Source organism: Rhodopseudomonas palustris (assembly GCF_013415845.1).
GTDB classification, from domain to species: Bacteria; Pseudomonadota; Alphaproteobacteria; order Rhizobiales; family Xanthobacteraceae; genus Rhodopseudomonas; species Rhodopseudomonas palustris_F.
The window spans coordinates 934,168-959,474 of the sequence record NZ_CP058907.1; the positions used below are offsets into that span (position 1 = coordinate 934,168).

At 65.2% G+C, this 25,307-nt stretch carries 24 protein-coding genes; 13 read left to right on the plus strand and 11 right to left on the minus strand.

The features are described 5' to 3' along the window. Positions 1-134: 134 nt before the first annotated feature. Positions 135-2,273, minus strand: coding sequence for a methyl-accepting chemotaxis protein (locus HZF03_RS04320; RefSeq protein WP_119019704.1), 2,139 nt, complete (start codon positions 2,271-2,273; stop codon positions 135-137). Between the two features lie 214 nt (positions 2,274-2,487). Continuing rightward, positions 2,488-3,219, minus strand: coding sequence for an outer membrane protein (locus HZF03_RS04325; protein ID WP_119019703.1), 732 nt, complete (start codon positions 3,217-3,219; stop codon positions 2,488-2,490). Positions 3,220-3,788: 569 nt separating this feature from the next. Between HZF03_RS04325 and aztA the strand changes: the two genes are divergently transcribed. The 7 genes from aztA to HZF03_RS04360 all read left to right on the plus strand — a co-directional run bounded on the left by aztA (position 3,789) and on the right by HZF03_RS04360 (position 9,766). Then, on the plus strand, positions 3,789-4,538 hold the full coding sequence (gene aztA, locus HZF03_RS04330; RefSeq protein WP_119019702.1) for a zinc ABC transporter ATP-binding protein AztA: 750 nt from the start codon (positions 3,789-3,791) through the stop codon (positions 4,536-4,538). Positions 4,539-4,545: 7 nt separating this feature from the next. Then, positions 4,546-5,415: a metal ABC transporter permease gene (locus HZF03_RS04335; RefSeq protein WP_041810197.1), complete on the plus strand. Its 870-nt coding sequence runs from the start codon at positions 4,546-4,548 to the stop codon at positions 5,413-5,415. A 5-nt stretch (positions 5,416-5,420) separates the two neighbouring features. Beyond that, positions 5,421-6,338: a metal ABC transporter substrate-binding protein gene (locus HZF03_RS04340; RefSeq protein ID WP_119019701.1), complete on the plus strand. Its 918-nt coding sequence runs from the start codon at positions 5,421-5,423 to the stop codon at positions 6,336-6,338. 146 nt (positions 6,339-6,484) lie between these two features. After that, entirely contained in the window at positions 6,485-7,534 is a 1,050-nt protein-coding gene (locus HZF03_RS04345) for a CobW family GTP-binding protein (RefSeq protein ID WP_012494533.1), read from the plus strand. Further along, positions 7,531-8,550: a WD40 repeat domain-containing protein gene (locus HZF03_RS04350; RefSeq protein ID WP_119019700.1), complete on the plus strand. Its 1,020-nt coding sequence runs from the start codon at positions 7,531-7,533 to the stop codon at positions 8,548-8,550. The genes HZF03_RS04345 and HZF03_RS04350 overlap by 4 nt, the downstream gene beginning before the upstream one ends. A 34-nt stretch (positions 8,551-8,584) precedes the next feature. Beyond that, positions 8,585-9,307, plus strand: coding sequence for an MgtC/SapB family protein (locus HZF03_RS04355; protein ID WP_012494535.1), 723 nt, complete (start codon positions 8,585-8,587; stop codon positions 9,305-9,307). A 60-nt stretch (positions 9,308-9,367) separates the two neighbouring features. Beyond that, the gene (locus tag HZF03_RS04360; RefSeq protein ID WP_119019699.1) at positions 9,368-9,766 is read left to right on the plus strand and encodes a hypothetical protein; all 399 of its coding nucleotides are present in this window, start codon (positions 9,368-9,370) and stop codon (positions 9,764-9,766) included. Between the two features lie 307 nt (positions 9,767-10,073). Here the strand turns inward: HZF03_RS04360 and HZF03_RS04365 are convergent, their stop codons facing one another. The 7 genes from HZF03_RS04365 to HZF03_RS04395 form a co-directional block, all read right to left on the minus strand. After that, complete coding sequence (locus HZF03_RS04365) at positions 10,074-11,504, minus strand: homospermidine synthase (protein ID WP_011156400.1); 1,431 nt, start codon at positions 11,502-11,504, stop codon at positions 10,074-10,076. Positions 11,505-11,613: 109 nt separating this feature from the next. Beyond that, the gene (gene rnk, locus HZF03_RS04370; protein ID WP_011156401.1) at positions 11,614-12,018 is read right to left on the minus strand and encodes a nucleoside diphosphate kinase regulator; all 405 of its coding nucleotides are present in this window, start codon (positions 12,016-12,018) and stop codon (positions 11,614-11,616) included. Between the two features lie 294 nt (positions 12,019-12,312). Beyond that, the gene (locus tag HZF03_RS04375; RefSeq protein ID WP_011156402.1) at positions 12,313-12,699 is read right to left on the minus strand and encodes a RidA family protein; all 387 of its coding nucleotides are present in this window, start codon (positions 12,697-12,699) and stop codon (positions 12,313-12,315) included. 97 nt (positions 12,700-12,796) lie between these two features. Beyond that, positions 12,797-12,955: a hypothetical protein gene (locus tag HZF03_RS04380; protein ID WP_012494539.1), complete on the minus strand. Its 159-nt coding sequence runs from the start codon at positions 12,953-12,955 to the stop codon at positions 12,797-12,799. A gap of 10 nt (positions 12,956-12,965) precedes the next feature. Then, positions 12,966-13,553 carry a GNAT family N-acetyltransferase gene (locus HZF03_RS04385; RefSeq protein ID WP_119019698.1) on the minus strand — a complete coding sequence of 196 codons (588 nt, stop codon included), beginning with the start codon at positions 13,551-13,553 and terminating at the stop codon, positions 12,966-12,968. 142 nt (positions 13,554-13,695) lie between these two features. Next, a complete protein-coding gene (locus HZF03_RS04390) occupies positions 13,696-14,838 on the minus strand; it encodes a type III PLP-dependent enzyme (RefSeq protein ID WP_011156405.1) in 1,143 nt (380 codons plus the stop codon). Between the two features lie 663 nt (positions 14,839-15,501). Further along, the gene (locus tag HZF03_RS04395; RefSeq protein WP_011156406.1) at positions 15,502-15,762 is read right to left on the minus strand and encodes a hypothetical protein; all 261 of its coding nucleotides are present in this window, start codon (positions 15,760-15,762) and stop codon (positions 15,502-15,504) included. Between the two features lie 208 nt (positions 15,763-15,970). Between HZF03_RS04395 and HZF03_RS04400 the strand changes: the two genes are divergently transcribed. The 6 genes from HZF03_RS04400 (at position 15,971) to HZF03_RS04425 (ending at position 22,860) form a co-directional block, all read left to right on the plus strand. Then, complete coding sequence (locus HZF03_RS04400) at positions 15,971-18,061, plus strand: M3 family metallopeptidase (protein ID WP_119019697.1); 2,091 nt, start codon at positions 15,971-15,973, stop codon at positions 18,059-18,061. Between the two features lie 4 nt (positions 18,062-18,065). Beyond that, entirely contained in the window at positions 18,066-18,719 is a 654-nt protein-coding gene (locus HZF03_RS04405) for a DUF1007 family protein (RefSeq protein ID WP_104513023.1), read from the plus strand. Between the two features lie 176 nt (positions 18,720-18,895). Further along, positions 18,896-20,029: a nickel/cobalt transporter gene (locus HZF03_RS04410; protein ID WP_234832326.1), complete on the plus strand. Its 1,134-nt coding sequence runs from the start codon at positions 18,896-18,898 to the stop codon at positions 20,027-20,029. A 175-nt stretch (positions 20,030-20,204) separates the two neighbouring features. Beyond that, positions 20,205-21,242, plus strand: coding sequence for a ferrochelatase (gene hemH, locus HZF03_RS04415; RefSeq protein WP_012494544.1), 1,038 nt, complete (start codon positions 20,205-20,207; stop codon positions 21,240-21,242). Positions 21,243-21,398: 156 nt separating this feature from the next. After that, complete coding sequence (locus HZF03_RS04420; RefSeq protein ID WP_011156411.1) at positions 21,399-22,394, plus strand: SPFH domain-containing protein; 996 nt, start codon at positions 21,399-21,401, stop codon at positions 22,392-22,394. 16 nt (positions 22,395-22,410) lie between these two features. Beyond that, on the plus strand, positions 22,411-22,860 hold the full coding sequence (locus tag HZF03_RS04425) for an NfeD family protein (protein ID WP_119019695.1): 450 nt from the start codon (positions 22,411-22,413) through the stop codon (positions 22,858-22,860). Positions 22,861-22,963: 103 nt separating this feature from the next. On the opposite strand, the gene HZF03_RS04430 is transcribed toward HZF03_RS04425, so the two are convergent. Both HZF03_RS04430 and HZF03_RS04435 read right to left on the minus strand, forming a co-directional pair. After that, on the minus strand, positions 22,964-23,824 hold the full coding sequence (locus tag HZF03_RS04430) for an AraC family transcriptional regulator (RefSeq protein WP_012494546.1): 861 nt from the start codon (positions 23,822-23,824) through the stop codon (positions 22,964-22,966). Between the two features lie 350 nt (positions 23,825-24,174). Beyond that, on the minus strand, positions 24,175-25,188 hold the full coding sequence (locus HZF03_RS04435; RefSeq protein ID WP_119019693.1) for a KpsF/GutQ family sugar-phosphate isomerase: 1,014 nt from the start codon (positions 25,186-25,188) through the stop codon (positions 24,175-24,177). Between the last annotated feature and the right edge of the window lie 119 nt (positions 25,189-25,307).

Consider the following 25,307-nt stretch of genomic DNA (forward strand, 5'->3'; position numbering starts at 1 on the left):
GGCGCGGAGCGGCGGCGCCAGCCGAAAAACCGTCAGGGGCGGCTGCAGTCCTCACAGGTCTCAAATTCCAGCATCTGGACGCAAAAAGGGCCGGTGGCGCGCGCCACCGGCCCTTCCTTCATATCGTTTGCCGATCAGGCGGCGCGGATATTGGTCAGGAACGCGTCGATCTCCTCGCGCAGCAGCGCCGCTTCCTGGCGCAGCGAGCCGGAGGCGTTCAGTACCTCGGCGGCAGCGGAGCCGGCCTGCGAGGCGGCGGCACTGACGCCGACGATGTTACTGGAGACTTCGCTGGTGCCGCCGGCTGCATGCTGGATGTTGCGGGCGATCTCGCGGGTCGCCGCGCCCTGTTCTTCGACGGCGGCGGTGATGGCGGTGGTCACCTCGTTGATCGAAGTAATGGTCTGGCCGATATTGCGGATCGCGCCAACGGCCGAACTGGTCACCCCCTGCATCGCGGCGATCTGCGCCCGGATCTCCTCGGTCGCCTTGGCGGTCTGGCTGGCGAGATCCTTGACCTCGGCGGCCACCACCGCGAAGCCGCGGCCGGCGTCACCGGCACGCGCCGCCTCGATCGTGGCATTGAGCGCCAGCAGGTTGGTCTGGGATGCGATGCTCTGGATCAGGTCGATCACCGCGCTGATCCGCTCGGCGTTATCGGCGAGGCCCTGCATGGTGGTGTCGGTCTCGCCCGCTTCGCGCACGGCGCGGGTCGCGATCTCCGCCGAGGTGGTGACCTGACGGCTGATCTCGGCGATCGACGAGGCGAGCTGCTCGGTGCCGGTTGCCACGGTCTGAACGTTGACCGAGGTTTCTTCCGCAGCCGACGCGACGGTGGTGACCAGCGCGCTCGACTGTTCGGACGTGGTCGCCATTGTGTGCGCGGTTTCCTGCATCTGGTCGGCGGAGGATTGCAGCTTCTCCATTGCACTGCGCACGGTCGCCTCGAATTCGGCGATCCGAGCCTCGATCCGCTGGGTCCGCTCAGCCTTGGCGGCCCGATCCTTGTCCTGCTCCTCGCTCAACGTCCGGGCCCGGATCATGTTGTCGCGGAACACTTCCAGCGACTCGGCCATCACGGCGATTTCGTCGCGGCGGCTGCCGCGCTCGATGGCGGTGCTGAGGTCGCCGGCCGACAGGCTCTGCATCGACTTCTGCAGGCCGCCAATCCGGCGCAGGATGCTGCGGCCGACATACAGCCAGACGAACAGCGCCGAGCCAATCAGGGTCGCCGCGCCGAGCCCGATCATCATCCGCGTGGCCAGCGTGATTTGCGCCTGCGCGTCCGAGGTGCCGACCGTCGTCTCGTTGCGGACGTTGTCGACGAGCTGCTTGACGCTGATGCCGAGGCCGACGTTGAGCTTGCGGGTCTCGTCGAGCAGCAGATCGCGATAGTCGCGGGCATCGAGTTCGAGTTGGCGCAGCTTGAATGCGCCGGTCTTGCCGTCGCCGAGCGCCATCAGCTTCTGCGCTGCGGTCTTGATGTTGGCGGTGGTCTGGTTCTGCAGGAGGCCGTCGAGATTGGTGTTCACCACCTGACGGGCTTCCTTGAAGCTGGCTTCAACCGGCTCCAGGTCATCGGCGCTGGAGGCCGAAAGAGCCGCCATCAGGTTCGAGGCGATCAGATTGCTCTGGGCGATGACGTTGCCGAGCTGTTCGATCTGGCGTCCGGTCGCTGTGGCGTCGTCCTGCGACAGATTGGCCGAACCGAGCACGGCGTTCATCTGAGTCTGCGCATCAAGCATCGCCGGGTTGGCGACAGCAATGAAGGCGTCGTGCGAGCGGCGCAACTCTTCATACAGCTTGGCGTGCTGCGTGGTCAGATCGAGCCGCTCCTTGGCGGCTGCGCCGAGGCTGCGGATGGTGTCGTCGATGTTCTTCAGGGTTTCGCTCAGCGCCGAAACGACTGCCTTGTCGCCGCCATAGGTGGTGATGTCGGCGAGTTTCTGGATCGCGACCTGCTGGGCTGCCTTCATCCGGGCTGAGCGCTCACGGAGTTGTTCGGCGGAGAGCGAGTCGAGAAGGATCGGTGCCTGGCTGGCGAGACTTTCGCTTTCGGTGGCGAGCTGGAGGCTGGCAGCGAGTTTGGGAATGTCGCGGCCGCTCAGTTCGGCGATCGTGCGCCCAAGCTGATGCAGGCTGATTCCGGCCCACGCGCTGATCAGGATCGCCATGCCGGCGATCACCGTGAACGCAGCGAACAGGCTGCCACGAATTCCGAGTTGCGGAAATTTCAGCCGCGGACGTCGGAATTTCGCGAATTTCCCAGACATACTTCCCCCCAACCTGGACTTTGCAGTGACGCGTCGTCTCGGCGACGCCGGCCGGGAGTATCAGTTTAGGGGGTTAATATTCTTCACGTCGTTTTACGAGGAACGATCGCTATTTGAGTGATCGGTGCGCCCGGTCCCGACATGGTTTCGAAAATGAAAAAGGGCCGGCGCGAGGCCGGCCCTTCCAACTTCCCGGAGGGGAAGTGATCAGGTCTTAGTACTTGGCGACGACCGGACCGCCCCAGTTGAAGCGGTAGTTCAGGCCGGCCTTGACAACGTGCTCGTCGTTCTTGGCCGAGAAGCCCGGAGCCAGGGTCACGTTGCCGAAGTCGTAGTACTGGTACTCGATCTTGCCCGACCAGTTCGGAGCGAACAGGTACTCGAGACCGCCACCGACGGTGTAACCGTCCTTCTTGCTGTCGATCGACACGGCAGCGAACCCACCGGCGTTGGGGGCGAAGGTCAAGCTGCTCGAGTAGTCGGCGTAAGCCCAACCGCCCTTGACGTAGAGCAGTGCCGGACCCCAGGTGTAGCCGAGGCGGCCGGTAACCGACGCCAGACCACGCTGGTTGTCGGCATAGGTGTAAGCGCCGGCAGCGCCGTTGAGGGTGCCCGGGAAGGCGACCGACTGGTTGGTGCCGCTCAGCCAGGAGTACTGGCCTTCAACACCGAGCACCCAGTTCGGAGCGAACTGCCAGTCGTAACCGGCCTGCACACCGCCGAGGAACTTGCCGTTGTCGCTGGCGGTAACGCCGGTGCCGATGCTGTTGTCGCCCGAGAAGGCGCCACCGATGTGACCACCGATGTAGAAGCCGGTCCAGTTGTAAACCGGGGCCGGGGCGTAGGCGGGAGCCTTGGTGTACGGGCGGGCGGCGAGGTCCGCGGCGAGGGCCGGGGCCGCGCCGAGGGCGACCAGGGCCACGGTGCCGAGCAGAATCTTCTTCATGTCGTTGTCTCCAGACTTTGTCAGACGCACCGCTATTCGGCGCCATCTGCTGAATGGCTTAGCGGGATTTTGCGTAAAATGCTGTCACCGGGAGGCCACACTCCCTTTGGAACTAACCTCATGACGGCGCACAATTTTTTATACCTAATGGAACCTTAAAGAGTTCCAAATTTCGCCTTAATTCAGAACCGCGAGGCGCCTGCCTGATCGTGAGTCAGCAGCGTCAGGGTTGCTCAATCATTCGGCGTAAGCAACGGACCATTTAACATATTGAATCTCGGCGGTTTGTGCAGTTCGGGACACTTGCGGGGCGACCATCCGATAATGTTATAATGTAACAGACTTCGATGAACTGGACTGCTGCGCGTGCCACAATCGCCTCCATCTCAATCCCATTTGGCCACGTCGTCGGGCCATGTGCATCTGCATGTCCACGGTGCTGAATCGCCGCACCCTCCGCAGCCGGCACCTTGGTCGATCCTGCGGATGGGGCTTAGGAGCCGAATCGCGGCTGCTTTGGCAGTCAGTGCTGGGCTTTGGGCGCTGGTGTTGGTGGCAATGAGGTGACCATGCGGGCGCAGTTGACCTTTAACGATGTCACCCTCGGCTACGATCGCCACCCGGCGGTGCATCACCTGTCGGGGCAAATTGATGCCGGTGCGCTGTTGGCGGTGGTCGGGCCGAATGGCGCCGGCAAGTCGACGCTGTTTCGCGGTATCGTTGGTATCCTGAAGCCGCTGTCGGGATCGATCGATCGCGACGGCCTGGATGTCCACGATATTGCCTATCTTCCCCAGAGCGCCGAGATCGATCGCACCTTTCCAATTTCGGTGTTCGATTTCGTCGGCACCGGATTGTGGCGTTCAACCGGAGCGTTCGGCCGCATCGACCGGTCTGCGCGTCAGCGAATATCCCAGGCTCTGGCGGCAGTCGGCCTGTCCGGCTTCGAAAATCGCAATATCGGGACCCTCTCGGGCGGCCAGATGCAACGCATGCTGTTTGCTCGCGTGTTGCTGCAGGATGCCCGTGTGATCGTGCTCGACGAGCCGTTCAACGCCGTGGACGCCCGGACGACGGCGGATCTGGTGCATCTGGTGCAGCACTGGCACCAGGAGGGGCGGACGGTGATCGCGGCGTTGCACGACATGGAGCTGGTGCATGCCAGTTTCCCGGAAACGCTGCTGATAGCGCGCACGGCGGTGGCGTGGGGCCCGACTGCCGAGGTGCTGACCGCCGACAACCAGATCGAAGCGCGGCGGATGTGCGAGGCGTTCGACGATGGCGCACCGGCCTGCACCGCAGCTTCGCAGGCGGCCTGACATCATGATGCTGTATCAGGCGTTAATCGCGCCGTTCACCGAGTTCGAATTCATGCGCCGGGCGCTCGCAGGTATCGTGGCGCTGTCGCTCGGCGGCGCGCCGATCGGTGTGTTTCTGATGCTGCGGCGGATGAGTCTCGTCGGCGACGCGATGGCGCACGCGATTCTGCCGGGCGCGGCGATCGGCTTTCTGCTGTCGGGCCTCAACCTGTTCGCGATGACGTTCGGCGGCCTGATCGCAGGCTTCGCCGTGGCGATTCTCGCCGGCGTGGTGTCGCGTGTCACCGAATTGAAAGAGGACGCCTCGCTGGCGGCGTTCTACCTGGTATCGCTCGCGCTCGGCGTCACCATCGTGTCGATGAAGGGCACCAACATCGATCTGTTGCACGTGCTGTTCGGCAATATCCTGGCGATGGACGACCGCACCCTGCTGGTGATCGCCTTCAACGCGACGCTGACGCTGGTGGCGCTCGCGGTGATCTGGCGGCCGCTGGTGATCGAATGCGTCGACCCTTTATTCTTGCGCACGGTCAGCCGCGCCGGCGCGCCCGCGCATCTCGCCTTCCTGGCGCTGGTGGTGATCAATCTGGTCAACGGCTTCCACGCGCTCGGCACGCTGCTTGCGGTGGGCCTGATGATTCTGCCCGCGGGCATCGCCAAATTCTGGGCGCGCGACATCACCGGCATGATGATGGTGGCGGTCTCCAGCGCCATGCTGTCCGGCTATGTCGGGCTGGTGCTGTCGTATCAGGCCGGCCTGCCTTCGGGCCCTGCCATCATCCTGGTCGCCGCCGTGCTGTATCTCGGCTCGGTGCTGTTCGGCCGCTTCGGCGGCGTGATTCGTAAGCTGTTTCCCGCACCGCATCTGGAGGCGTAACGCCGATGTTCCGTGTCGTCCTGATTCTCGCCGCGAGCCTGTTCGCTTTACTGCCGGCGCACGCGCAGGAGCGCGTCCGGGTGGTCGCGAGCTTCTCGATTCTCGGTGATTTCGTCCGCAATGTCGGTGGCGACCGCGTCGACATTGCCACGCTGGTCGGCCCCGGCGGCGACGTTCACGTCTATACGCCGTCCCCGACCGACGCCAAGAAAGTCGCCGACGCCAAGCTGCTGGTCGTCAACGGTCTCGGCCTCGAAGGCTGGCTGCCGCGGTTGGTGCAGTCCTCCGGCAGCAAAGCCACGGTCGTCACCGCCACCAAGGGCATCACGCCGCGCGATGCGGACGGGGACGACGCCCACGCCGGCGGTGGTCACGCCCACGATCATGGCGATGGCCACGCCGATCCACATGCCTGGCAGTCGGTTGCCAACGCCAAAACTTATGTGGGCAATATCCGCGACGCGCTGATCGCCGCTGATCCGGCCGGCGAGGCCGCGTACCGCACCAAAGCCACTGCGTATCTGGCCAAGCTCGACGCGCTCGACCGCGAAGTCCGCGACCTGGCTGCCAAGATCCCCGAGACCAAGCGCAAGGTGATCTCGACCCACGACGCCTTCGGCTATTTCGCCGCTGCCTACCGGATCGTCTTCATCGCGCCGCAGGGCGTCTCGACCGAATCCGAAGCCAGCGCCCGCGACGTTGCCAAGATCATCACCCAGATCCGTAAGGACAAGGTGCCGGCGGTGTTCCTGGAGAACGTCACCGACCCGCGCCTGATGCAGCGGATCAGCGCCGAGACCGGCGCCAAGATCGGCGGCACGCTGTATTCCGACAGCCTGACGCCCGAAAACGGCGACGCCCCCACTTACATTGATATGGTCCGGCACAATATAAGAACGCTGACCGGCGCGCTGAGCGGATGACGCAGCGCCGGTCCCGCTGACCCGAGCCTGAACCGCCGCGGCGGTCGCCCGGAATCCGGCGGTCCCGCCATGATTTTCGGCCTCAGCCTTGGAGACGCGCACGCCGTGTGTTTCGGGCCGGGGCTCCGCGCTGGAGTAACTGCCTGATGACCTCTACGGCCGCTTCGAAGATTCCCGTCACAGTGCTCACCGGCTATCTCGGCGCCGGCAAGACCACGCTGCTCAACCGCATCCTGTCGGAAAACCACGGCAAGAAATACGCGGTGATCGTCAACGAATTCGGCGAGATCGGCATCGACAACGACCTCATCATCGGCGCCGACGAAGAAGTGTTCGAGATGAACAACGGTTGCGTCTGCTGCACGGTGCGCGGCGACCTGGTGCGCATTCTCGCCGGCCTGATGAAGCGCAAAGGCAAGTTCGACGCGATCATCGTCGAGACCACCGGCCTCGCCGATCCGGCCCCGGTGGCGCAGACCTTCTTCGTCGATGAAGACGTGCAGAACGCCGCGCGGCTCGATGCGGTGGTGACCGTCGCCGACGCCAAATGGCTGAGCGAGCGGCTGAAGGATGCGCCCGAAGCCAAGAACCAGATCGCCTTCGCCGACGTCATTGTTTTGAACAAGACCGACCTGGTGAGCCCGGCCGAACTCGCCGAAGTCGAGGCGCGCATTCGCGCGATCAACCCCTACGCCAAGCTGCATCGCACTGAGCGCTGCCAGGTCGCGCTCGCCGACGTGCTGGAGCGGGGCGCGTTCGATCTCGATCGCATCCTCGAAATCGAACCGGCCTTTCTCGAGGCCGACGATCACGATCATCACCATGATCACGACCACGGCCATCATCACCATGGCCACGATCATCATCACGATCACGGACTGAAGCACTATCACGACGAGGACATGCAATCGCTGTCGCTGAAGAGCGACAAGCCGCTCGATCCCGCCAAGTTCATGCCGTGGCTGCAGCAATTGGTGCAGACCGAAGGCGGCAAGATCCTGCGCTCCAAGGGCATCCTCGCCTTCACCGGCGACGACGACCGCTACGTGTTCCAGGGCGTGCATATGATGCTGGAAGGCGATCACCAGCGCGCGTGGAAAGAGGGCGAGCCGCGCGAGAGCCGCGTGGTGTTCATCGGTCGCGATCTGCCCGAGCAGGCGATCCGCGATGGCTTCGCCAAGTGCATCGCGTCATGAGCGCCTTCGAGGCGCCCGGCGAGGCCGGGTCGATCGCGTCGGTCACCGACCGGGTCAAGCCGATCACGATCGAAGGCGGCGCCAGTGCGGTGCACTTCCTCGGCGACACCGCGGTGTTCATCGGTACCGAGGAAAACGCGACGCTGGTCGCCGCCGACGGCACGACCTCGACTGTTCCGCTGCACGGCGGCGGCATTCTCAGCGCGGCGTGTGACGGCAAGCGCATCGTTACCGGCGGCGACGACGGCAAGGTGACGCTGCTGGATGGCTCGGGCAAGACCGAGACCTTCGCCACTGATGCCAAGCGTCGCTGGATCGACAATGTCGCGCTGCATCCGGATGGCGCGGTGGCGTGGTCGGCTGGCAAGATCGCGTATGTTCGCGCGCCGAAGGGCGAAGACAAGTTCTTCGAGGTGCCCTCGACCGTCGGCGGCCTCGCCTTCGCGCCGAAGGGGCTGCGGCTCGCGATCGCGCATTACAACGGCGTGACGTTGTGGTTTCCGAACATGGCCGGCAACGCCGAATTCCTCGAATGGGCCGGCTCGCATCTCGGCGTGATCTTCAGCCCCGATAACCGTTTCCTGGTCACCGCGATGCACGAGCCGGCACTGCATGGGTGGCGGCTGGCGGATGCCAAGCACATGCGGATGACCGGCTATCCCGGCCGGGTGCGGTCGATGTCCTGGACGATCGGCGGCAAGGGCCTCGCCACGTCTGGCGCCGACACCGTGATCATCTGGCCGTTCGCCAGCAAGGACGGTCCGATGGGCAAGCAACCGGCGATGCTGGCGCCGCTGCAGGCCCGCGTCAGCGGGGTCGCGTGCCATCCGAAGAACGACATTCTTGCGGCCGGTTACAGCGACGGCACCGTGCTGCTGGTGCGGATGAACGACGGCGCCGAGATCCTCGCGCGCCGCAACGACACCCCGCCGATCGCTGCTCTGGCCTGGAATGCCAAGGGCACGCTGCTGGCGTTCTCCGACGAGGATGGTGCGGGCGGCATCCTTCCGCTGTAAGACGGATCCGTCTTACGAAAGCAGGCGGCTGCCGATGCGGTTTCTCACCACCTTCCAGACGGCGGACTTCTTCGACACGCTGGTCAGCCTCGCCGTCGCCTTCGTGCTCGGCATGCTGATCGGCGCCGAGCGGCAGTATCGGACCCGCACCGCGGGGTTGCGCACCAACGTGCTGGTGGCAGTCGGCGCCGCCGCCTTCGTCGACCTGGCGATGCATCTGGCCGGTGCCGACGGCGCGGTCCGGGTGATCGCCTATGTGGTCTCCGGCATCGGCTTCCTTGGCGCCGGCGTGATCATGAAAGAGGGCATGAACGTCCGCGGTCTCAACACCGCGGCGACGCTGTGGAGCTCGGCGGCAGTTGGCTGCTGCGCCGGCGGCGACCTGGTGGCGCAGGCAGTGGCGCTGACGGTGTTCGTGATTGCCGGCAATACGCTGCTGCGGCCGCTCGTCAACGCCATCAACCGCATCCCGTTCGACGAGCGCACCTCGGAGGCGACCTATTCGGTTCGCCTCACCGCCGACGGCGGTGCCGCCGACCGGTTGCGCGAGCATATCGAGAAGCGGCTGGAGCAGGCCGACTATCCGGTCGCCGAGGTCGAGGTCGAGTCCGTCGAACATGCCGACGACAAGGTGGAGATCGTCGCCACCCTGGTGTCGACCGCGGTTGAGCCGAACGAACTCGACGCGGTGGTCGCTGAGCTCGGCAAGGAAGCCGGTGTCGATCACGCCACCTGGGAAACCAGCACTAAAGATTGATTCACCTTGTCGCCAATTGCGACCCTTTCGGAACCCGGTGCGACACCGGAACCCGGAACGATGCCCGTGTGCGCTCGTTGGTTCGGCAAGCAAGGGATGAGGGTCATGGCAGCAAACAACAACGACAAAGAGCGCGGCCTCAAGCGGGATCTGCTGCTGGCCGGTGTGCTGATCGCGGCGGGCGTAACGCTATCCGGCCTATCGCTGACCCAGGTTGATAGCAGTACCGGCCAGCTGCAATTCGCCCAGGCGACGCCGCAGCCGCCGCAGTCTACGCCGGGCGCCGAGAGCAAGCCGAGCGCGCCCGAGCCGGCGCCGGACAACAGCGCCCGCCCGCACGACATTCCGCCGCAACCGGCCCGTCCGGACCAGGACGCGATCCAGTCCGGCGCCCAGCCGGCATTGCCGCCGGCGCCGGCCGAAAAGCACGGCGAACCGATCCGGCCGAAGGGCGGCTAACCGCCGCCACCAAGAAACGGTCGACGATCACCTCACCGGGCTCGCATTTGCGGGCTCGGTTTTTTGGTGATCAGTGGTCGTCGGCGAAGGAGCCCCAAGCACAGCGCACCTCTCCCGCTTGCGGGAGAGGTCGGATCGCGTAGCGATCCGGGTGAGGGCGCTCCTATCAACGAGTCGCTGAGTCAGTGCCCGCGTCGCCCTCACCCCACCCCTCTCCCGCAAGCGGGAGAGGGAGCGCGCTGCGACGCGGGGAGGGGCGCGTGTACTTATTTGAAGCTGAAATTGCAGTTGAGGCGACTTTCTTGTCTCAGCGCACCAGGACGTTCTTGAACTGCCACGGATCGGAGCTGTCGATGTCCTCCGGGAACAGGCCGGGGCGGTCGGTGAGCGGGGTCCAATCGGTGTAGTAGCCCTTCACCGGGCCGAGATACGGCTTCTGCACTTCGAGGCAGCGGCGGAAGTCCATCTCGTCGGCTTCAACGATGCCGGCTTCCGGATTCTCCAGCGCCCATACCATGCCGGCCAGCACCGCCGACGACACCTGCATGCCGGTGGCGTTCTGATACGGGCAGATCTCGCGGGTTTCTTCGATCGAGAGCTGCGAGCCGTACCAGTAGGCGTTCTTGGCGTGGCCGTAGACCAGTACGCCGAGTTCGTCGATGCCGTCGACGATCTCGTTCTCGTCGAGGATGTGCCACTTCGGCTGCATCTTGCCTTCGGCGCCGAACATTTCGTGCAGCGACAGCACCGCGTCGTTGGCCGGGTGATAGGCGTAGTGGCAGGTCGGCCGGTACACCACGTTCTGGCCGTCGCGCACCGTGAAGTAATCGGCGATCGAGATCGACTCGTTGTGAGTTACCAAGAAGCCGTACTGCGGGCCCGGAGTCGGACACCAGGTGCGGACGCGGGTGTTGGCGCCGGGCTGCAGCAGGTAGATCGCGGCCTGGCAGCCTTCGGTATGCTTGCGGCCGTTGTCGGGGATCCACTTCTCGTGCGTGCCCCAGCCGAGTTCGGCCGGCTGCAGGCCTTCGGACACGAAGCCTTCCACCGACCAGGTGTTGACGAACACGTTCATCGGCTTCGGGGTCTTGGCGCGCTGAGTATCGCGCTCGGCAATGTGGATGCCCTTGACGCCGAGCTTCTGCGCGAGCTGGCCCCAGCCTTCGCGGCTCTTCGGTTCGTTGAATTCGAGGCCGGTATCGCGGGCGATGTCGAGCAGCGCCTGCTTGACGAACCACGACACCATGCCGGGATTGGCACCACAGGTCGACACCGCGGTGGTGCCGCCCGGGTTCTTGGCCTTGGCGGCCAGCAAGGTCTCGCGCAGCGCGTAGTTGGAGCGCTTCTCCGGGCCGGCGTTCTTGTCGAAGTAGAAGCCGAGCCATGGCTCGACGACGGTGTCGATGTACAGAGCACCGATCTCGCGGCACATCGTCATGAGGTCGACCGAGCCGGTGTCGACCGACAGGTTGACGCAGAAGCCCTGGCCGCCGCCTTCTGTCAGCAGCGGGACCAGCAGCTCGCGGTAGTTGTCCTTGGTCACCGCCTGCTTGATGAAGCGGACGCCGTGCTTCTTGGCGAGTTCGCCGTCCTCGTGCGGATCGATGATCACGAACCGCTTCTTGTCGTACTCGAAGTGACGCTCGATCAGGGGCAGCGCGCCCTTACCGATCGAGCCGAAGCCGATCATCACGATGGGGCCGGTGATCTTGGCGTGGATCTTCGAGGTAGACGACATCAGGTTTGAACTCCGGACAGGGTGGCAGTGATGAGGCCGCTATGTGCGGGCAGGACAGTTCGGGAATGTGACGGCGAGGTGAATTTCAGATGTCACCTGCGACGGATACTCAGTTCGGCTCGGACACGCTGAGCACCGTCAGGGAGCGCCGCTCGCCCGACGGGGTCTCGAAACTGATCGATTGTCCGACGGACAGGCCGATAAGGGCCGCTCCGATCGGGGTCAATACCGAAATACGACCAGCCTCGACGTCGGCTTCGGTCGGATAGACCAGCGTCACGTGCTTTTCCTTGCCGGTGGTATCGTCCCGGAAGGTGAGGGCGGACTCCATGCACACGATCCCGGGCAGGGGATCGTGGTCGGGCGCGACATTGGCGCGAGCGACCTCGCCGGCGAGGAAATCGGCCGTGGCCGGATAGCGCTGCGCAGCGGCTTCGGCGAGTTGGCCGAGCCGTTCGGCATCGCGGCTACGAATGGTAATCGGCGGGCGTTGGGTACGAATGGACTGGATCATGTCTTTCACGGGTCCTTGTCACGCCGAGCGCGCCATGCGCATCGGCATTCACGGGATAAGTAGCAGTCTGAAAAAGGGGAGAAGTCGTCGACGAGATCGTTTAAGCCCGGACGGCGCACGCGCGCGCCCGGGTCACCTTCCTGCGTGAAGGCGACCGGCGCGCAGCGTCAAGCGGTTGCGGGGCAAGATCATCATGATCGTCGGAACGTAGGGCTCCCCGTCCGAAAGTCAACGGGGAAGCCGAGAAGGGTCGGTTGCGCGAAGTGAGTGGTGCGGCATTTTGGCCGCCCCGCGTCAGCTCCGGCGCTTAGCGGTGACTTCGATTTCGATCTTCATTTCCGGCTTGTACAGGCCGGCAACCGCAACGATCGTCGCTGCCGGGCGGATCTCGCCAAGATGCTCGCCACACACCGCGAACACCGCGTCCGCATCCTTCGGGTCGGTGATGTAGTAGGTCGCGCGCACGATGTCTTCCATTGCAAAACCCGCTTCCTTCAGCGCCGCGCCGATGGTCTTGAAGCAGTTGCGGGTCTGCGAGGTCACATCCTCGGGCAGGCTCATGGTCGTGTAGTCGTAGCCGGTGGTCCCGGAAACGAAGACGAAATCACCGTCGACCACGGCGCGGCTGTAGCCGGCAGTCTTTTCGAACGGCGATCCGGTGGAAATCAGGCGACGCGACATGAGAACGACCTTGAAGCTGATGGAACTTGGGTGAGCAGCCAATGCCGCGTCTGTCCCGGCAAATCAAGCCTTACACGGGAACATGCGGCGGCCGGGATCAGACGGCGGTGGTTTCCGGGCTGCGGATGCGCCGCCGGCGCCAGGCGTCGACCGCGACCTTGAGGGCGAACACCGCCAGCACGAACACGGTCACGCGCGGCCGCTTGGCCGGATCGCGCGGCGCGAAGACGCGGTGGGTCGGACGGGAAAAACGCATCGGACCCTCCTTACGCGGCGCGACGAAGACGCGCCCGTTCGGCGCGCGCCGGCTTGGCGGCGGCGCCGGTGGCGACGATCAGGCCGGTCGCTCCGTCGAGCGCACCCTCACGAAGTTCGAGCCCGAGCAGGCGGTCGCGTTCGAACGGGCCGGGCAGCGCCAGCGCGCCCGTCTTGTCGGCCGAGAAGCCGAACCGCGCGTAGTACGGCGCATCGCCGAGCAGAATCACTGCGCCGTGGCCGCGGGCGGACGCTTCCGCCAGCGCGACGCGCATCAGGGCGCCGCCGACGCCGAACTCGCGGCAGGACGAATCGACGGCGAGGGGGCCGAGCACGAGTGCGGCCCGGCCCCCTGCGTCAACGTGCCAGAGCCGCACCGTGCCGACCAGACGGCCTTGACGGACCGCGGAGAAAGCGAGGCCTTCCGCGGGCGCGCGTCCATCACGCAAACGCTGGCAGGTGCGCGCATGCCGGCCTTCGCCGAAGCACGCATCCAGCAGGCGCTCACGCGCGGCAATGTCGGAGCTCTTTTCCGCACGGATCGCGAACGGAACGGCTGCGACGTTCAAGGCAGTCAGGGTGGCGAGGGTGTTCGTCATGGCACGTCGATCCCCACGTCGCCCGGTGCGAACACCGAAAGGCGTGTTGTCAGCAACTTCACATGTGACAGGGAGAGGCCGGCAAGCCGGCCTCGACTTTATTGACGTCTCCGCGCGCGGCGGAGGATCCGGAGGGAGACCCTCAGATGTGGTAGGTCGCCAGCGGCGGGAAGCCGTTGAACGCCACGGACGAGTAGGTCGACGTATAGGCGCCGGTGCCTTCGATCAGCAGCTTGTCGCCAATCTCGAGCGTCACCGGCAGCGGATACGGCATCTTCTCGTACAGCACGTCGGCCGAATCGCAGGTCGGGCCGGCGAGCACGCAGGGCGTCATCTCGGCGCCGTCATGACGCGACTTGATCGCGTAGCGGATCGACTCGTCCATCGTCTCGGCGAGACCGCCGAACTTGCCGATGTCGAGATAGACCCAGCGCACGTCGTCCTCGTCGCTCTTCTTCGAGATCAGAACGACTTCGGTCTCGATCACGCCGGCGTTTCCGACCATGCCGCGGCCCGGCTCGATGATGGTCTCCGGGATCTGGTTGCCGAAGTGCTTGCGCAGCGCCCGGAAGATCGAGCGGCCGTACTGCACCACCGGCGGGACTTCCTTCAGATACTTGGTCGGGAAGCCGCCACCCATGTTGACCATCGACAGCGAGATGCCGCGCTCGGCGCAGTCGCGGAACACCTGCGCGGCCATCGCCAGCGCACGGTCCCACGCCTTCACCTTGCGCTGCTGCGAGCCGACATGGAACGAGATGCCATAGGCTTCCAGGCCGAGACGCTTGGCGTTGTCGAGCACGTCCACCGCCATCTCCGGATCGCAGCCGAACTTGCGCGACAGCGGCCACTCGGCGCCGGCGCAATCGTACAGGATGCGGCAGAACACCTTGGAGCCGGGAGCCGCACGCGCGACCTTCTCCACCTCGGGAGTGCAGTCGACCGAGAACAGGCGGATGCCGAGCTCGTAGGCGCGCGCGATGTCGCGCTCCTTCTTGATGGTGTTACCAAACGAGATGCGGTCCGGGGTCGCTCCCGCGGCCAGCGCCATCTGGATTTCCTGCACCGAGGCGCAGTCGAAGCACGAGCCGAGCGAGGCCAGCAGCGACAGCACTTCCGGCGCCGGGTTGGCCTTGATCGCATAGAACACGCGGCTGTCCGGCAGCGCCTTGGCGAAATGCATGAAGTTGTCGCGGACCACTTCGAGGTCGACGACCAGGCACGGCTCGACGTCCAGACCCTTGGCGCGGCGGTCGCGCAGGAATTCACGGATACGTTCGGTCATGGCACTCTCCCACGCGCCCAGCGACGGGCGCTTACCAACGATGGCGCTGATCCGACGGCTTCAGCGCCGTCGCGCGATGGAGGCGCGACGAGCGATCAGCTCGGACGAGCAGTGCTGCCTTGGATTGGTTGGGAAGGATCCCGCCCGCTCACTGGCAATGAAGGACAAGCCTCTTCGGTATTCGCGCCGGCTGATGGAAAGCCGGCAGAGACCAAAAAAGCCCGCTCCGTCGTTGCTTTAAGTCGCGTCCCTCGTTGAGAACGAGGTGCGCCGGTTCGCCTCCGGCTGTCAGTCACGGTTGCAAGAGAGGAAGCCACCTTCAACGGCATCTCTTGAGAGAGATGCTGGCCTCGCTGCGCGAACGCTTGGAGACCCTCGGCTCTTCATCCCTTGGCGGCTGTCCGGCCTCTTGTCCGGATACCTACCGACTGACACACGACCACGGGCACGTGCGAAATTGGGCAAGGCTGGAAATAGGTGTTTCGATGCCGGGCCGCAAGATTTTTTTTGTCTTAACCGGAGAATTATCCCGGCTCGTCGGAGAGCGTTGCCGATCAATCACACCGGCAGCGGCGAAGCTGAACGTCTGTTCAAGTTCTTCAATAACGACGGGGACAATTATGACGGCGGTACGTCGGCGCGGCGGCCCCGCGCGGAGCCAAATCAGGCGCGCTTGAAGAACGGTTCGATGCGCTGGGCGTTGCGGACGAAGCCGATCATGATCACCACGCCGATCACGAACAGCACCACCTGCAGGATGTGGGCGGCGCTTTCGCCGAGACCGAACAGGATCGCCAGTGCCCACCCGCCCGCGAATGCGGCTCCGAACACCTCGGCGCCAATCAGGATGGCGGCGCTGATGACGGTGATGACGCTCGGCCAGGCGATCTGGCGCGATCCGGCGGCGGTGGCAGGCTTGCTCATGGTTCGAAGGTCCTTCTGGCGGGCGCAATCTAACGAAATCGCCCGCGTCGGCAAGCGCAAGCCGATGATCCCGTAAAGTGTCAGCAGTGGGGCGCCTTGTCCTCCTTGCGTAATTTACCAGCAGCGCCAAGGCAATCCGGGCGCAAAAAAGCCGTACGCGATGGTATATGTCGTGCGATTACGAGGCCCCCGCATTCAGGATGGATTGATGTCAGAAAGCTCCGGACCGATTGCCGCACCCGCTGATGCCGGCAATCCGCTGCTGGCCGCCTGGACCACCCCGTTCGAGACACCGCCGTTCGCCGAGATCAGGCCCGAGCACTTCATGCCGGCCTTCGAGCAGGCGTTCGCCGACCACGCGGGCGAGATCGCCGCGATCGTCAACGATCCGACCGAGCCGGACTTCGACAACACCGTCACGGCGCTCGAGCGCTCAGGCAAGCTGCTGAACCGGGTCGCCGCGGTGTTCTACGATCTGGTGTCGGCGCATTCGAGCCCGGAGCTGCTGAAGATCGACGAAGAGGTGTCGCTGCGGATGGCGCGGCACTGGAATCCGATCATGATGAACGCGGTGCTGTTCGGCCGGATCGCGGCGCTGCGCGACAAGGCGGCGCGGCTGAACCTGACGCCGGAGCAGAGTCGGCTGCTGGAACGCAGCTACACCCGCTTCCACCGTGCCGGCGCCGGCCTCGACGAGGCGTCCAAGGCACGCATGGCGGCGATCAACGAACGCCTGGCGCAGCTCGGCACCAGCTTCAGCCATCATCTGCTCGGCGACGAGCAGGAATGGATGATGGAGCTCGGCGAGGGCGATACCGAGGGGCTGCCCGACAGCTTCGTGGCGGCGGCGCGCGCTGCGGCGGAAGAGCGCGGGCTGCCCGGCAAGGCCGTGGTGACGCTGTCGCGGTCGTCGGTCGAGCCGTTCCTGAAGATGTCGAGCCGGCGCGATCTGCGCGAGAAGGTGTACCGCGCCTTCATCGCCCGCGGCGACAACGGTAACGATAACGACAACAACGCGATCATCGGCGAGATCCTGAGCCTGCGCGAAGAAAGCGCCAAGCTGCTCGGCTATCCGACCTTTGCGGCCTACCGTCTGGAAGACTCGATGGCCAAGACGCCGGAGGCGGTGCGCGGCCTTTTGGAGCGGGTGTGGAAGCCGGCGCGCGCTCGCGCGCTCGCCGACCGCGACGCGCTGCAGGAGCTGGTCACGGAAGAGGGCAGCAACTTCAAGCTGGCGCCGTGGGACTGGCGCTACTACGCCGAGAAGCTGCGCCAGCGCCGCGCCAATTTCGACGATGCCGCGATCAAGCCGTATCTGACGCTCGACGGCATGATCGCCGCGGCGTTCGACACCGCCACGCGGCTGTTCGGCATCACCTTCGAGGAACGCAAGGACGTGCCGGTGTGGCACCCGGACGTCCGGGTGTGGGAAGTGAAGGACGCCGACGGCGCGCATCGCGGGCTGTTCTACGGCGACTACTATGCCCGGCCGTCGAAGCGTTCCGGCGCCTGGATGACCTCGCTGCGCGATCAGCAGAAGCTCGACAGCGCGGTGGCGCCGCTGATCATCAACGTCTGCAACTTCGCCAAGGGCGCCGGCGGCGAACCGTCGCTGCTGTCGCCCGACGACGCCCGCACGCTGTTCCACGAATTCGGCCACGGCCTGCACGGCATGCTGTCGGACGTGACCTACCCGTCGCTGTCCGGCACCAGCGTGTTCACCGACTTTGTCGAGCTGCCCTCGCAGCTTTACGAGCACTGGCAGGAGCAGCCGCAGGTGCTGCGGCAGTTCGCCCGTCACTATCAGACCGGCGAGCCGCTGCCCGACGACCTGTTGCAGCGGTTCATCGCCGCCCGCAAGTTCGGCCAGGGCTTCGCCACCGTCGAGTTCGTCTCCTCGGCGCTGCTCGATCTCGAATTCCACACCCAGCCCGCCGCCAGCATCGGCGAGGTCCGCGCCTTCGAGCGCAAGGAGCTCGAAAAGATCGGCATGCCCGAAGAGATCGCGCTGCGGCACCGGCCGACCCAGTTCGGCCACATCTTCTCGGGCGATCACTACGCCTCGGGCTACTACAGCTACATGTGGAGCGAGGTAATGGACGCCGACGCGTTCGGCGCGTTCGAAGAGGCCGGCGACATCTTCGCGCCGGACGTGGCCAAGCGGCTGCGCGATGACATCTATTCGTCCGGCGGCTCGCGCGATCCGGAGGAAGCCTATGTGGCGTTCCGCGGCCGCAAGCCGGAGCCCGACGCGCTGCTGCGCCGCCGCGGCCTGCTCGACACGCCGGAGGCCGCGTAGCCGCATGATCGGCCTGTTGCGCCGCGCCGCCGTCCGCTCCGCGCTGATCGCGGCCGTGCTGGCCCTGGTGGGCTTCGGAACCGCCGAGGCCCATCCGCATGTGTGGGTGACCTCGACCAGCGAGCTGGTCTATGCGCCGGACGGCTCGTTCACCGGCGTTCGCCATGCCTGGGCGTTCGACGACATGTTCTCGACCTATGCGCTGCAGGGCATCGAGACCAAGGAGAAGGGCGTCTATAGCCGTGAGGAGCTGGCTCCGCTGGCGCAGACCAATGTCGAGTCGCTGAAGGAATTCGCCTACTTCACCTTCGCCAAGGTCGGCGGCAAGAAGCAGAAATTCGCTGAGCCGGTCGATTATTATCTGTCCTACAAGGACAACGTGCTGACGCTGCACTTCTTCCTGCCGCTGAAGACGCCGGTGAAGAGCAACGAGCTGTCTGTCGAGGTGTTCGATCCGAGCTACTTCATCGATTTCTCGTTCGCCGAGAAGAACCCCGTCAGCCTGGTCGGCGCCCCATCCGGCTGCACGATGAACTTCCAGCGCCCGACCGACGGCAGCGCCACCGCGCAGCGGATGAGCGAAGACAACTTCCTGAACGGCGACAATTCCAACTATGGCGCAATGTTCGCCAACAAGATCGCGGTGACCTGCCCATGACGCAGTTGGAACGACTGGGTGGGGCCGGCTCGGACGCAACAGGTTCCGTCATTGCGAGGAGCGTGGCGACGAAGCAATCCACTGCCCCGCGTGGGGCCTCTGGGTTGCTTCGCTTCGCTCGCAATGACGGGGATGGCTGGTCGTCGCGAACCTTAGTGATCCTGTGTGTGAGTCTGATGGCCGCCGGTCTGTTCGCCGACGCCACTCTGCATGCGGCGCTCGCGCACAATCCGTTCGGGGCGCCGAAAGGGGCTACGGAGCCGCAGGTCGGTGGCATTGTCGGCTGGCTGCTGGCGCAGCAATCGGCGTTCTACAAGCAGATGTCGGCGACGATCCGCGCCGCCAAGGCCGACGGCAGCGCGGTCTGGACCCTGCTGGCGATCTCGTTCGCCTACGGGGTGTTCCACGCCGCCGGGCCGGGCCACGGCAAGGCGGTGATCTCGTCCTATCTGGTCGCCAATGAAGAGACCGCGCGGCGCGGCATCGCGCTGTCGTTCGTGTCGGCGATGCTGCAGGCGGTGGTCGCGGTGCTGATCGTCGGCATTTGCGCCTGGCTGCTGAATGCGACGGCGAGCACGATGTGCAGCGCCGAGCGCGCGATCGAGATCGGCAGCTACGCGCTGATCGCGCTGTTCGGCGCGCGGCTGGTCTGGGTCAAAGGCGGCGGCTTCCTGCGCGCCCTGCAGGCCTCGATGCGCAAGCCGCAACTGGCTATGGCCGGCGTGCCGGCGGCGCTGGCGGATCACGACCATCACCACCACGATCACGATCATGGCCACGGCGGGCACAGCCATGCCCACGCCAGCACTGCGCTCGGCGATCATCAGCACCACCATCATGACCATGGGCACGACCACGGTCACGCGCATAGCCACGCCCATCACGATCACCACCATCATCACGGCCCCGGCGAAGCTTGCGACCATTGCGGTCATTCGCACGGACCGGAACCGAGCGAGCTGGCCGGCCCGGGCGGCTGGCGGCGCGGCCTCGGTGCGGTGCTGACGGTCGGCATCCGCCCGTGCTCCGGTGCCATCCTGCTGATGGTGTTTGCGCTCGCCCAGGGCTTGTTCTGGGCCGGGATCGTCGCCACTTTCGTCATGGCGCTGGGAACCGCGATCACGGTCGCGACCATCGCGGTGGCGGCGGTGTCGGCAAAGGGGCTGGCCCGCAAGCTGGCCGCGCAGCGCGACGGCGGCGGCGTGCTGGTGATGCGGGGCCTCGAGTTCGCCGCAGCCGGTCTGGTGCTGCTGCTGGGCTGTGGGCTTCTCCTAGGATTTGTCGCAGCCGAACGTGTGACGTGTCTTTAACCAGCAGCCTGCAAATCTGCGCTTTGCGCGGGTTTTGGCAAAACCCCGCGGCGGTTCGTGCGTAGATGATCAGGACACCACGGAACCGCCAAAGCGATGCCGCGGTGCACGACGTCCTGACTGTCACCGCGTCGTCTTGACAACGATAGGCCAAAGCGCGAAGCCAAGCAGCAACATGAGCGTCATTGTTCCGATCCATGGACCTGCGATCGCCCCGGCGCCCGCGCCGGAGCGAGTCGGTGTGCTGTTGGTGAACCTCGGCACCCCCGACAGCTGCGACACCAAGGGCGTGCGCATCTATCTGCGCGAGTTCCTGTCGGATCCGCGGGTGATCGAGAACCAGGGACTGTTCTGGAAGCTGGCGCTGAACGGCATCATTCTGAACACCCGTCCGGCCCGCAAGGCCAAGGACTACCAGAAGATCTGGAACCACGAGAAGAACGAGTCGCCGCTCAAGACCATCACCCGCGCGCAGGCCGAGAAGCTGTCGGCGTCGCTCGGCGATCGCGGCCATCTGATCGTCGATTGGGCGATGCGTTACGGCAACCCGTCGCTGCGCGACCGGATCGAAGCGCTTGTTGCCAAGGGCTGCAGCCGGCTGCTGGTTGTGCCGCTGTATCCGCAATATTCCGCCGCGACCTCGGCGACGGTATGCGATCAGGCGTTCCGGGTGCTGCGCGAACTGCGCGCCCAGCCGACGCTGCGGGTCACGCCGCCGTATTATCGCGACTCGGCCTATATCGACGCGCTGGCGACCTCGATCAAATCGCACCTCGCCTCGCTGACGTTCGAGCCGGAACTGATCGTGGCCTCGTTCCACGGCATGCCGCAGGCCTATATCGACAAGGGCGATCCGTATCAGGCGCAGTGCGTGGCGACCGTCGAGGCGTTGCGCGAGCGGATGGGCGTTGCCGACGACAAGCTGTTGCTGACCTTCCAGTCGCGGTTCGGCTTCGATCAGTGGCTGCAGCCTTACACTGACAAAACCATCGAGGCGCTGGCCCGCAAGGGCGTGCGCAAGCTTGCGGTGGTGATGCCGGGTTTCTCGGCCGACTGCCTGGAGACGCTGGAAGAGATCGCGCAGGAAAACGCCGAGATCTTCATGGAACACGGCGGTGAGGAATTCACCGCGATCCCCTGCCTCAACGATTCCGACGCCGGCGTTCAGGTGATCCGCCAGCTCGTGTTGCGCGAGCTGCAAGGCTGGCTGTAGTTCAAAGGCTGGCTGTAATCAGCTACAGCCTTCCGCGACCAAATCCCTCATCTTCGAACCTGCATTGCGGCGACCGCGACTCACCAGGGTTGCGCTGGGTCGGCGCAAACATCACCATGACCGCGCGGAAGTCGATGTCCGGCGAGGAGAGTTTGCATGTTTTATGATCTCAGCGGGTTCGATGTGGTGTCCATCGTTCTCGTCCTGCTGGTGATCCTGACGCTGTTCGCCGGCGTCAAGACGGTGCCGCAGGGGTACAACTGGACCATCGAGCGGTTCGGCAAGTTCACCCGGACGCTGTCGCCGGGCCTCAACCTGATCATTCCGTATTTCGATCGCGTCGGTCGCAAGATGAACGTGATGGAGCAGGTGATCGAGATCCCGCAGCAGGAAGTCATCACCAAGGACAACGCCACCGTCACAGTCGACGGCGTCGCGTTCTACCAAGTGTTCGACGCCGCCAAGGCGAGCTACGAGGTCGATAATCTGCAGCAGGCGATCATCGTGCTGACCATGACCAACATCCGTTCGGTGATGGGGTCGATGGATCTCGACCAGGTGCTGTCGCATCGCGACGAGATCAACGAGCGGCTGCTGCGCGTCGTCGACGCTGCGGTGTCGCCGTGGGGCATCAAGGTCAACCGCATCGAGATCAAGGACATTGTGCCGCCGAACGATCTGGTGGAGGCGATGGGCCGGCAGATGAAGGCCGAGCGCGTCAAGCGCGCCGACATCCTGCAGGCCGAAGGCCAGCGTCAGTCGGAGATCCTGCGCGCCGAGGGCGCCAAGCAGGCTCAGATCCTGCAGGCGGAGGGCCGTCGCGAAGCCGCGTTCCGCGACGCCGAGGCGCGCGAGCGCTCCGCCGAAGCCGAGGCACGCGCGACCCAGATGGTGTCGGAAGCGATCGGCAAGGGCGATGTCGCGGCGCTCAACTACTTCATCGCCGACAAATACATCAAGGCGTTCGGCCAACTCGCCGAATCGCCGAACCAGAAGGTGATCATGCTGCCGGTCGAAGCGATGAGTATGCTCGGTTCGCTCGCCGGCATCGGCGAGATCGCCAAGGCGACCTTCGGCGAAGGCGCCGCCTCCGCGCAGGCCGCCCGCCGCGGCTCGGTGCCGCCGACGACGCCGGTGCCGCCGGCGCGGTGAGACGGAGGACGCTGCCATGACCGCGATACTCACCGCGCTCGGCGCCTGGAACTGGCTGATCCTCGGTCTGGTGCTGATGGCGCTGGAGCTGCTGGCGCCTGGCGTGTTTCTGTTCTGGCTCGGCCTCGCGGCGCTGCTGGTCGGCGTGCTGGCGCTGCTGCTGGAGCCGGGATGGCAGTTGCAAATCCTGCTGTTCGGCCTGTTCGCGGCCGCCGCCGTGCCGCTGTGGCGGCGGATGGCCCGCGGCGGCGACGTCGAGGTTCATGCGACCAACCCGTACCTCAATCGCCGCACCGATGCTCTGGTGGGGCGGGAGTTCACCCTGGAGAAGCCGATCGAGGGCGGCGTCGGAACGGTGCGGATCGACGATACGGTCTGGCGTGTGTCCGGCCCCGACACCCCCGCCGGCAGCCGCATTCGTATCGTTGCGGCGGATGGCGTGAAGCTGACGGTGGCGGCGCTGTAACTCGGCCTTCGTCCTTGAGGTAATGAGCCTAGTTTCGTGGTTTTCACACCGAGATGTGTGGATGACGACACTGGGCCCCTCGGGAGAAAGCGCCAATCCGCTTTCAATCTGGAGATGGAGCGATCGAGCGCAGCGGCAGGCAGAGGTCTGTGAGGAGGTCCGAGGGCTTGGTGTCCTGCGGGCTGTTGAGATACTTCTCGACGACCGGGCGGTCGTCAGCTTCGCGGTCGGATTGCGGAAGCCAGGTGCCGAACAGCCAGTTATAAGCGGCCGACATATCGGCATAGGGGCCCTTGTGCCGAAGCACCGCATAGTCGCCCCCGGCGATCTCGATGCGCTCGACCGGCGGATCGAGGTCTTTGCCGCCCGGCGCTGCAAGCGCTGCGAACGAGCGCAACCGCTCCAGCGGCACGGCCGTCGGATCGTCGAGATACACCGCGATCATTTCGATCCGCTCCGGCAGGGCGCCGCGAGCGGCGAGTTGACCGAACAGCATTCCGAAGGCCTTGCCGATCTCTATATACGGACCGTCGTGGCGGATGGCGAACGCGGGAATGGCATCGAATCGTTGGATTTCGATCGACCAGCCACCTTGCTGAGTGGCGAGTTGCCCCGGCCGGAAATCGGCATGGCTACCCCGCTCGCGATAGGTCGCCGGCGGCAACCCATAGGCGTCCGCAAAGGCGCGCGTGAACGCCGCCGGGCTGGCATATCCTGCTTTGGTCGCGATCTGCGCGATCGGGTCATCGGTCTGCGCCAGACTGACGGAGGCGCGCTGCAGCCGCAGACGGCGTGTGGTGGCGACCGCGGTTTCACCTCGGCAGGCGTGATAGATTCGATGCCAGTGATATGGCGACAGCGACGCGACTTCAGCGATCCTGTCGAAGTCGAGCTCGCCATCGAGATTGTCGTGAATGTACGACGTCACTCGGTCAAGTCGGTCCTGGTAGTTCGTTCGTGTCATGATCATCGGTCCTCGCACGCGACAGTTGCTGTCGCGGAGTGACATGCAGCGGGTTGATAAATCCTGCGGACTTTCGACCGACCCCAGTCATTAGGCGCGGCCTCGCCAGGCTTGTGGCGCAACCAGCGGCATCGCGCCGTGCTCCGGCCCGCCACCCACGCCGGGCATGGACTTGGCTTCCAGCAGCCAAATCCAGCCACGATAACGGATCGACTATGTCGCCGGACATCCGCCGGTCATGCCATTGCGCTGGGTATCGAACCCAGGCATGGCGCGGGGAAGAGCCTGCGACCGTCCTTTTGTTCGGTCGAGTTTTCGGAGAGGTGCCCAGGTTTAGGGCGAAGTGGCGCTTACGCCACCCCGGCCCGCAGCAGGTCGTGCAGATGCACGATGCCGAGCGGCTTCTTGCCTTCTGCGACCAGCAGCGCGGTGATCTTCGAGGAGTTCAGCAGTTCCAGCGCCTGGCCGGCGAGCAGGTTCGGGCTGATGGTCTTCGGATTCCGCGTCATCACCTCGTCGACGGTGGCAGTCATCAGGTCGGACCGCATATTCCGGCGGAGGTCGCCGTCGGTGACGATGCCTGCGATCTGACCGTTGCTGTCGATGATTCCGACGCAGCCGAAACCCTTGGCGGACATTTCGACCAGCGCATCCGACATCCGGGTGCCGAGTGGCTTCAGCGGAATCGCTTCGCCGGTGTGCATCAGGTCACGGGCGTATTTCAGCATCGCGCCGAGCTTGCCGCCGGGGTGCAGCACGCTGAAATCGCCCGGAGTGAAGCCGCGGCTTTCGAGCAGCGCGATCGCGAGCGCATCGCCGAGCGCCAGCATCATCAGCGACGAGGTGGTCGGCGCCAGATTGTGCGGGCAGGCTTCGCGCGCCTTCGGCAGCGTCAGCGACACGTCGGCGGCGGTCGCCAGCGTCGAGGTCGGGTCCGAGGTCATCGCCACCAGCGCGATCTTGAAGCGCTTGGCGTAGTTGATCAGGTTCTTCATCTCCGGCTGCTCGCCGGACCACGACATCGCCAGGATGATGTCGTCGGCGGTGATCATGCCGAGATCGCCGTGGCTCGCCTCGGAGGCATGCACGAAGAATGCCGGCGTGCCGGTCGAGGCGAAGGTCGCGGCGATCTTGCGGCCGATGTGGCCGGACTTTCCGAGGCCGGTGATGATCAGGCGGCCCTTGGCGTTCTGAATCAGGTCGATGGTGGCGGCGAAGCGCACGCCGAGATCGGATTGCAGCGCGGTGGCGAGCGCGGTCACGCCGCTGGCTTCAGCCTCCAGGGTACGCAGGGCCGAGGGGATCGCGGCGGCGGCTTGCTCGCTCATTGCGGGTATCTTGGTATGGTTTTTGGACAGTGCCATGCAGGGGCTCCGGCATGGGCCGCGAAGCGGCCGGGCCTTCTCCTAGCATGGCGCAGGCCCGGATGCGACGCAGCCCGTCGCGGCCCGTCGTCGTTCTCAACCGCTCCTTAACCATAGTT

What these genes read in the sequence shown, in the direction of transcription:
- HZF03_RS04425 (WP_119019695.1), top strand. Translation starts at nt 22,411, where the DNA reads ATGACCGCGATACTCACCGCGCTCGGCGCCTGGAACTGGCTGATCCTC.
- HZF03_RS04340 (WP_119019701.1), top strand. Translation starts at nt 5,421, where the DNA reads ATGTTCCGTGTCGTCCTGATTCTCGCCGCGAGCCTGTTCGCTTTACTG.
- HZF03_RS04375 (WP_011156402.1), bottom strand. Translation starts at nt 12,699, where the DNA reads ATGTCGCGTCGCCTGATTTCCACCGGATCGCCGTTCGAAAAGACTGCC.
- rnk (WP_011156401.1), bottom strand. Translation starts at nt 12,018, where the DNA reads ATGATCCAGTCCATTCGTACCCAACGCCCGCCGATTACCATTCGTAGC.
- HZF03_RS04385 (WP_119019698.1), bottom strand. Translation starts at nt 13,553, where the DNA reads ATGACGAACACCCTCGCCACCCTGACTGCCTTGAACGTCGCAGCCGTT.
- HZF03_RS04325 (WP_119019703.1), bottom strand. Translation starts at nt 3,219, where the DNA reads ATGAAGAAGATTCTGCTCGGCACCGTGGCCCTGGTCGCCCTCGGCGCG.
- HZF03_RS04390 (WP_011156405.1), bottom strand. Translation starts at nt 14,838, where the DNA reads ATGACCGAACGTATCCGTGAATTCCTGCGCGACCGCCGCGCCAAGGGT.
- HZF03_RS04365 (WP_011156400.1), bottom strand. Translation starts at nt 11,504, where the DNA reads ATGTCGTCTACCTCGAAGATCCACGCCAAGATCACCGGCCCCATCGTG.
- HZF03_RS04320 (WP_119019704.1), bottom strand. Translation starts at nt 2,273, where the DNA reads ATGTCTGGGAAATTCGCGAAATTCCGACGTCCGCGGCTGAAATTTCCG.
- HZF03_RS04430 (WP_012494546.1), bottom strand. Translation starts at nt 23,824, where the DNA reads ATGACACGAACGAACTACCAGGACCGACTTGACCGAGTGACGTCGTAC.
- HZF03_RS04360 (WP_119019699.1), top strand. Translation starts at nt 9,368, where the DNA reads ATGCCCGTGTGCGCTCGTTGGTTCGGCAAGCAAGGGATGAGGGTCATG.
- hemH (WP_012494544.1), top strand. Translation starts at nt 20,205, where the DNA reads ATGAGCGTCATTGTTCCGATCCATGGACCTGCGATCGCCCCGGCGCCC.
- HZF03_RS04345 (WP_012494533.1), top strand. Translation starts at nt 6,485, where the DNA reads ATGACCTCTACGGCCGCTTCGAAGATTCCCGTCACAGTGCTCACCGGC.
- HZF03_RS04400 (WP_119019697.1), top strand. Translation starts at nt 15,971, where the DNA reads ATGTCAGAAAGCTCCGGACCGATTGCCGCACCCGCTGATGCCGGCAAT.
- HZF03_RS04380 (WP_012494539.1), bottom strand. Translation starts at nt 12,955, where the DNA reads ATGCGTTTTTCCCGTCCGACCCACCGCGTCTTCGCGCCGCGCGATCCG.
- aztA (WP_119019702.1), top strand. Translation starts at nt 3,789, where the DNA reads ATGCGGGCGCAGTTGACCTTTAACGATGTCACCCTCGGCTACGATCGC.
- HZF03_RS04355 (WP_012494535.1), top strand. Translation starts at nt 8,585, where the DNA reads ATGCGGTTTCTCACCACCTTCCAGACGGCGGACTTCTTCGACACGCTG.
- HZF03_RS04435 (WP_119019693.1), bottom strand. Translation starts at nt 25,188, where the DNA reads ATGGCACTGTCCAAAAACCATACCAAGATACCCGCAATGAGCGAGCAA.
- HZF03_RS04350 (WP_119019700.1), top strand. Translation starts at nt 7,531, where the DNA reads ATGAGCGCCTTCGAGGCGCCCGGCGAGGCCGGGTCGATCGCGTCGGTC.
- HZF03_RS04335 (WP_041810197.1), top strand. Translation starts at nt 4,546, where the DNA reads ATGCTGTATCAGGCGTTAATCGCGCCGTTCACCGAGTTCGAATTCATG.
- HZF03_RS04395 (WP_011156406.1), bottom strand. Translation starts at nt 15,762, where the DNA reads ATGAGCAAGCCTGCCACCGCCGCCGGATCGCGCCAGATCGCCTGGCCG.
- HZF03_RS04420 (WP_011156411.1), top strand. Translation starts at nt 21,399, where the DNA reads ATGTTTTATGATCTCAGCGGGTTCGATGTGGTGTCCATCGTTCTCGTC.
- HZF03_RS04410 (WP_234832326.1), top strand. Translation starts at nt 18,896, where the DNA reads ATGGCCGCCGGTCTGTTCGCCGACGCCACTCTGCATGCGGCGCTCGCG.
- HZF03_RS04405 (WP_104513023.1), top strand. Translation starts at nt 18,066, where the DNA reads ATGATCGGCCTGTTGCGCCGCGCCGCCGTCCGCTCCGCGCTGATCGCG.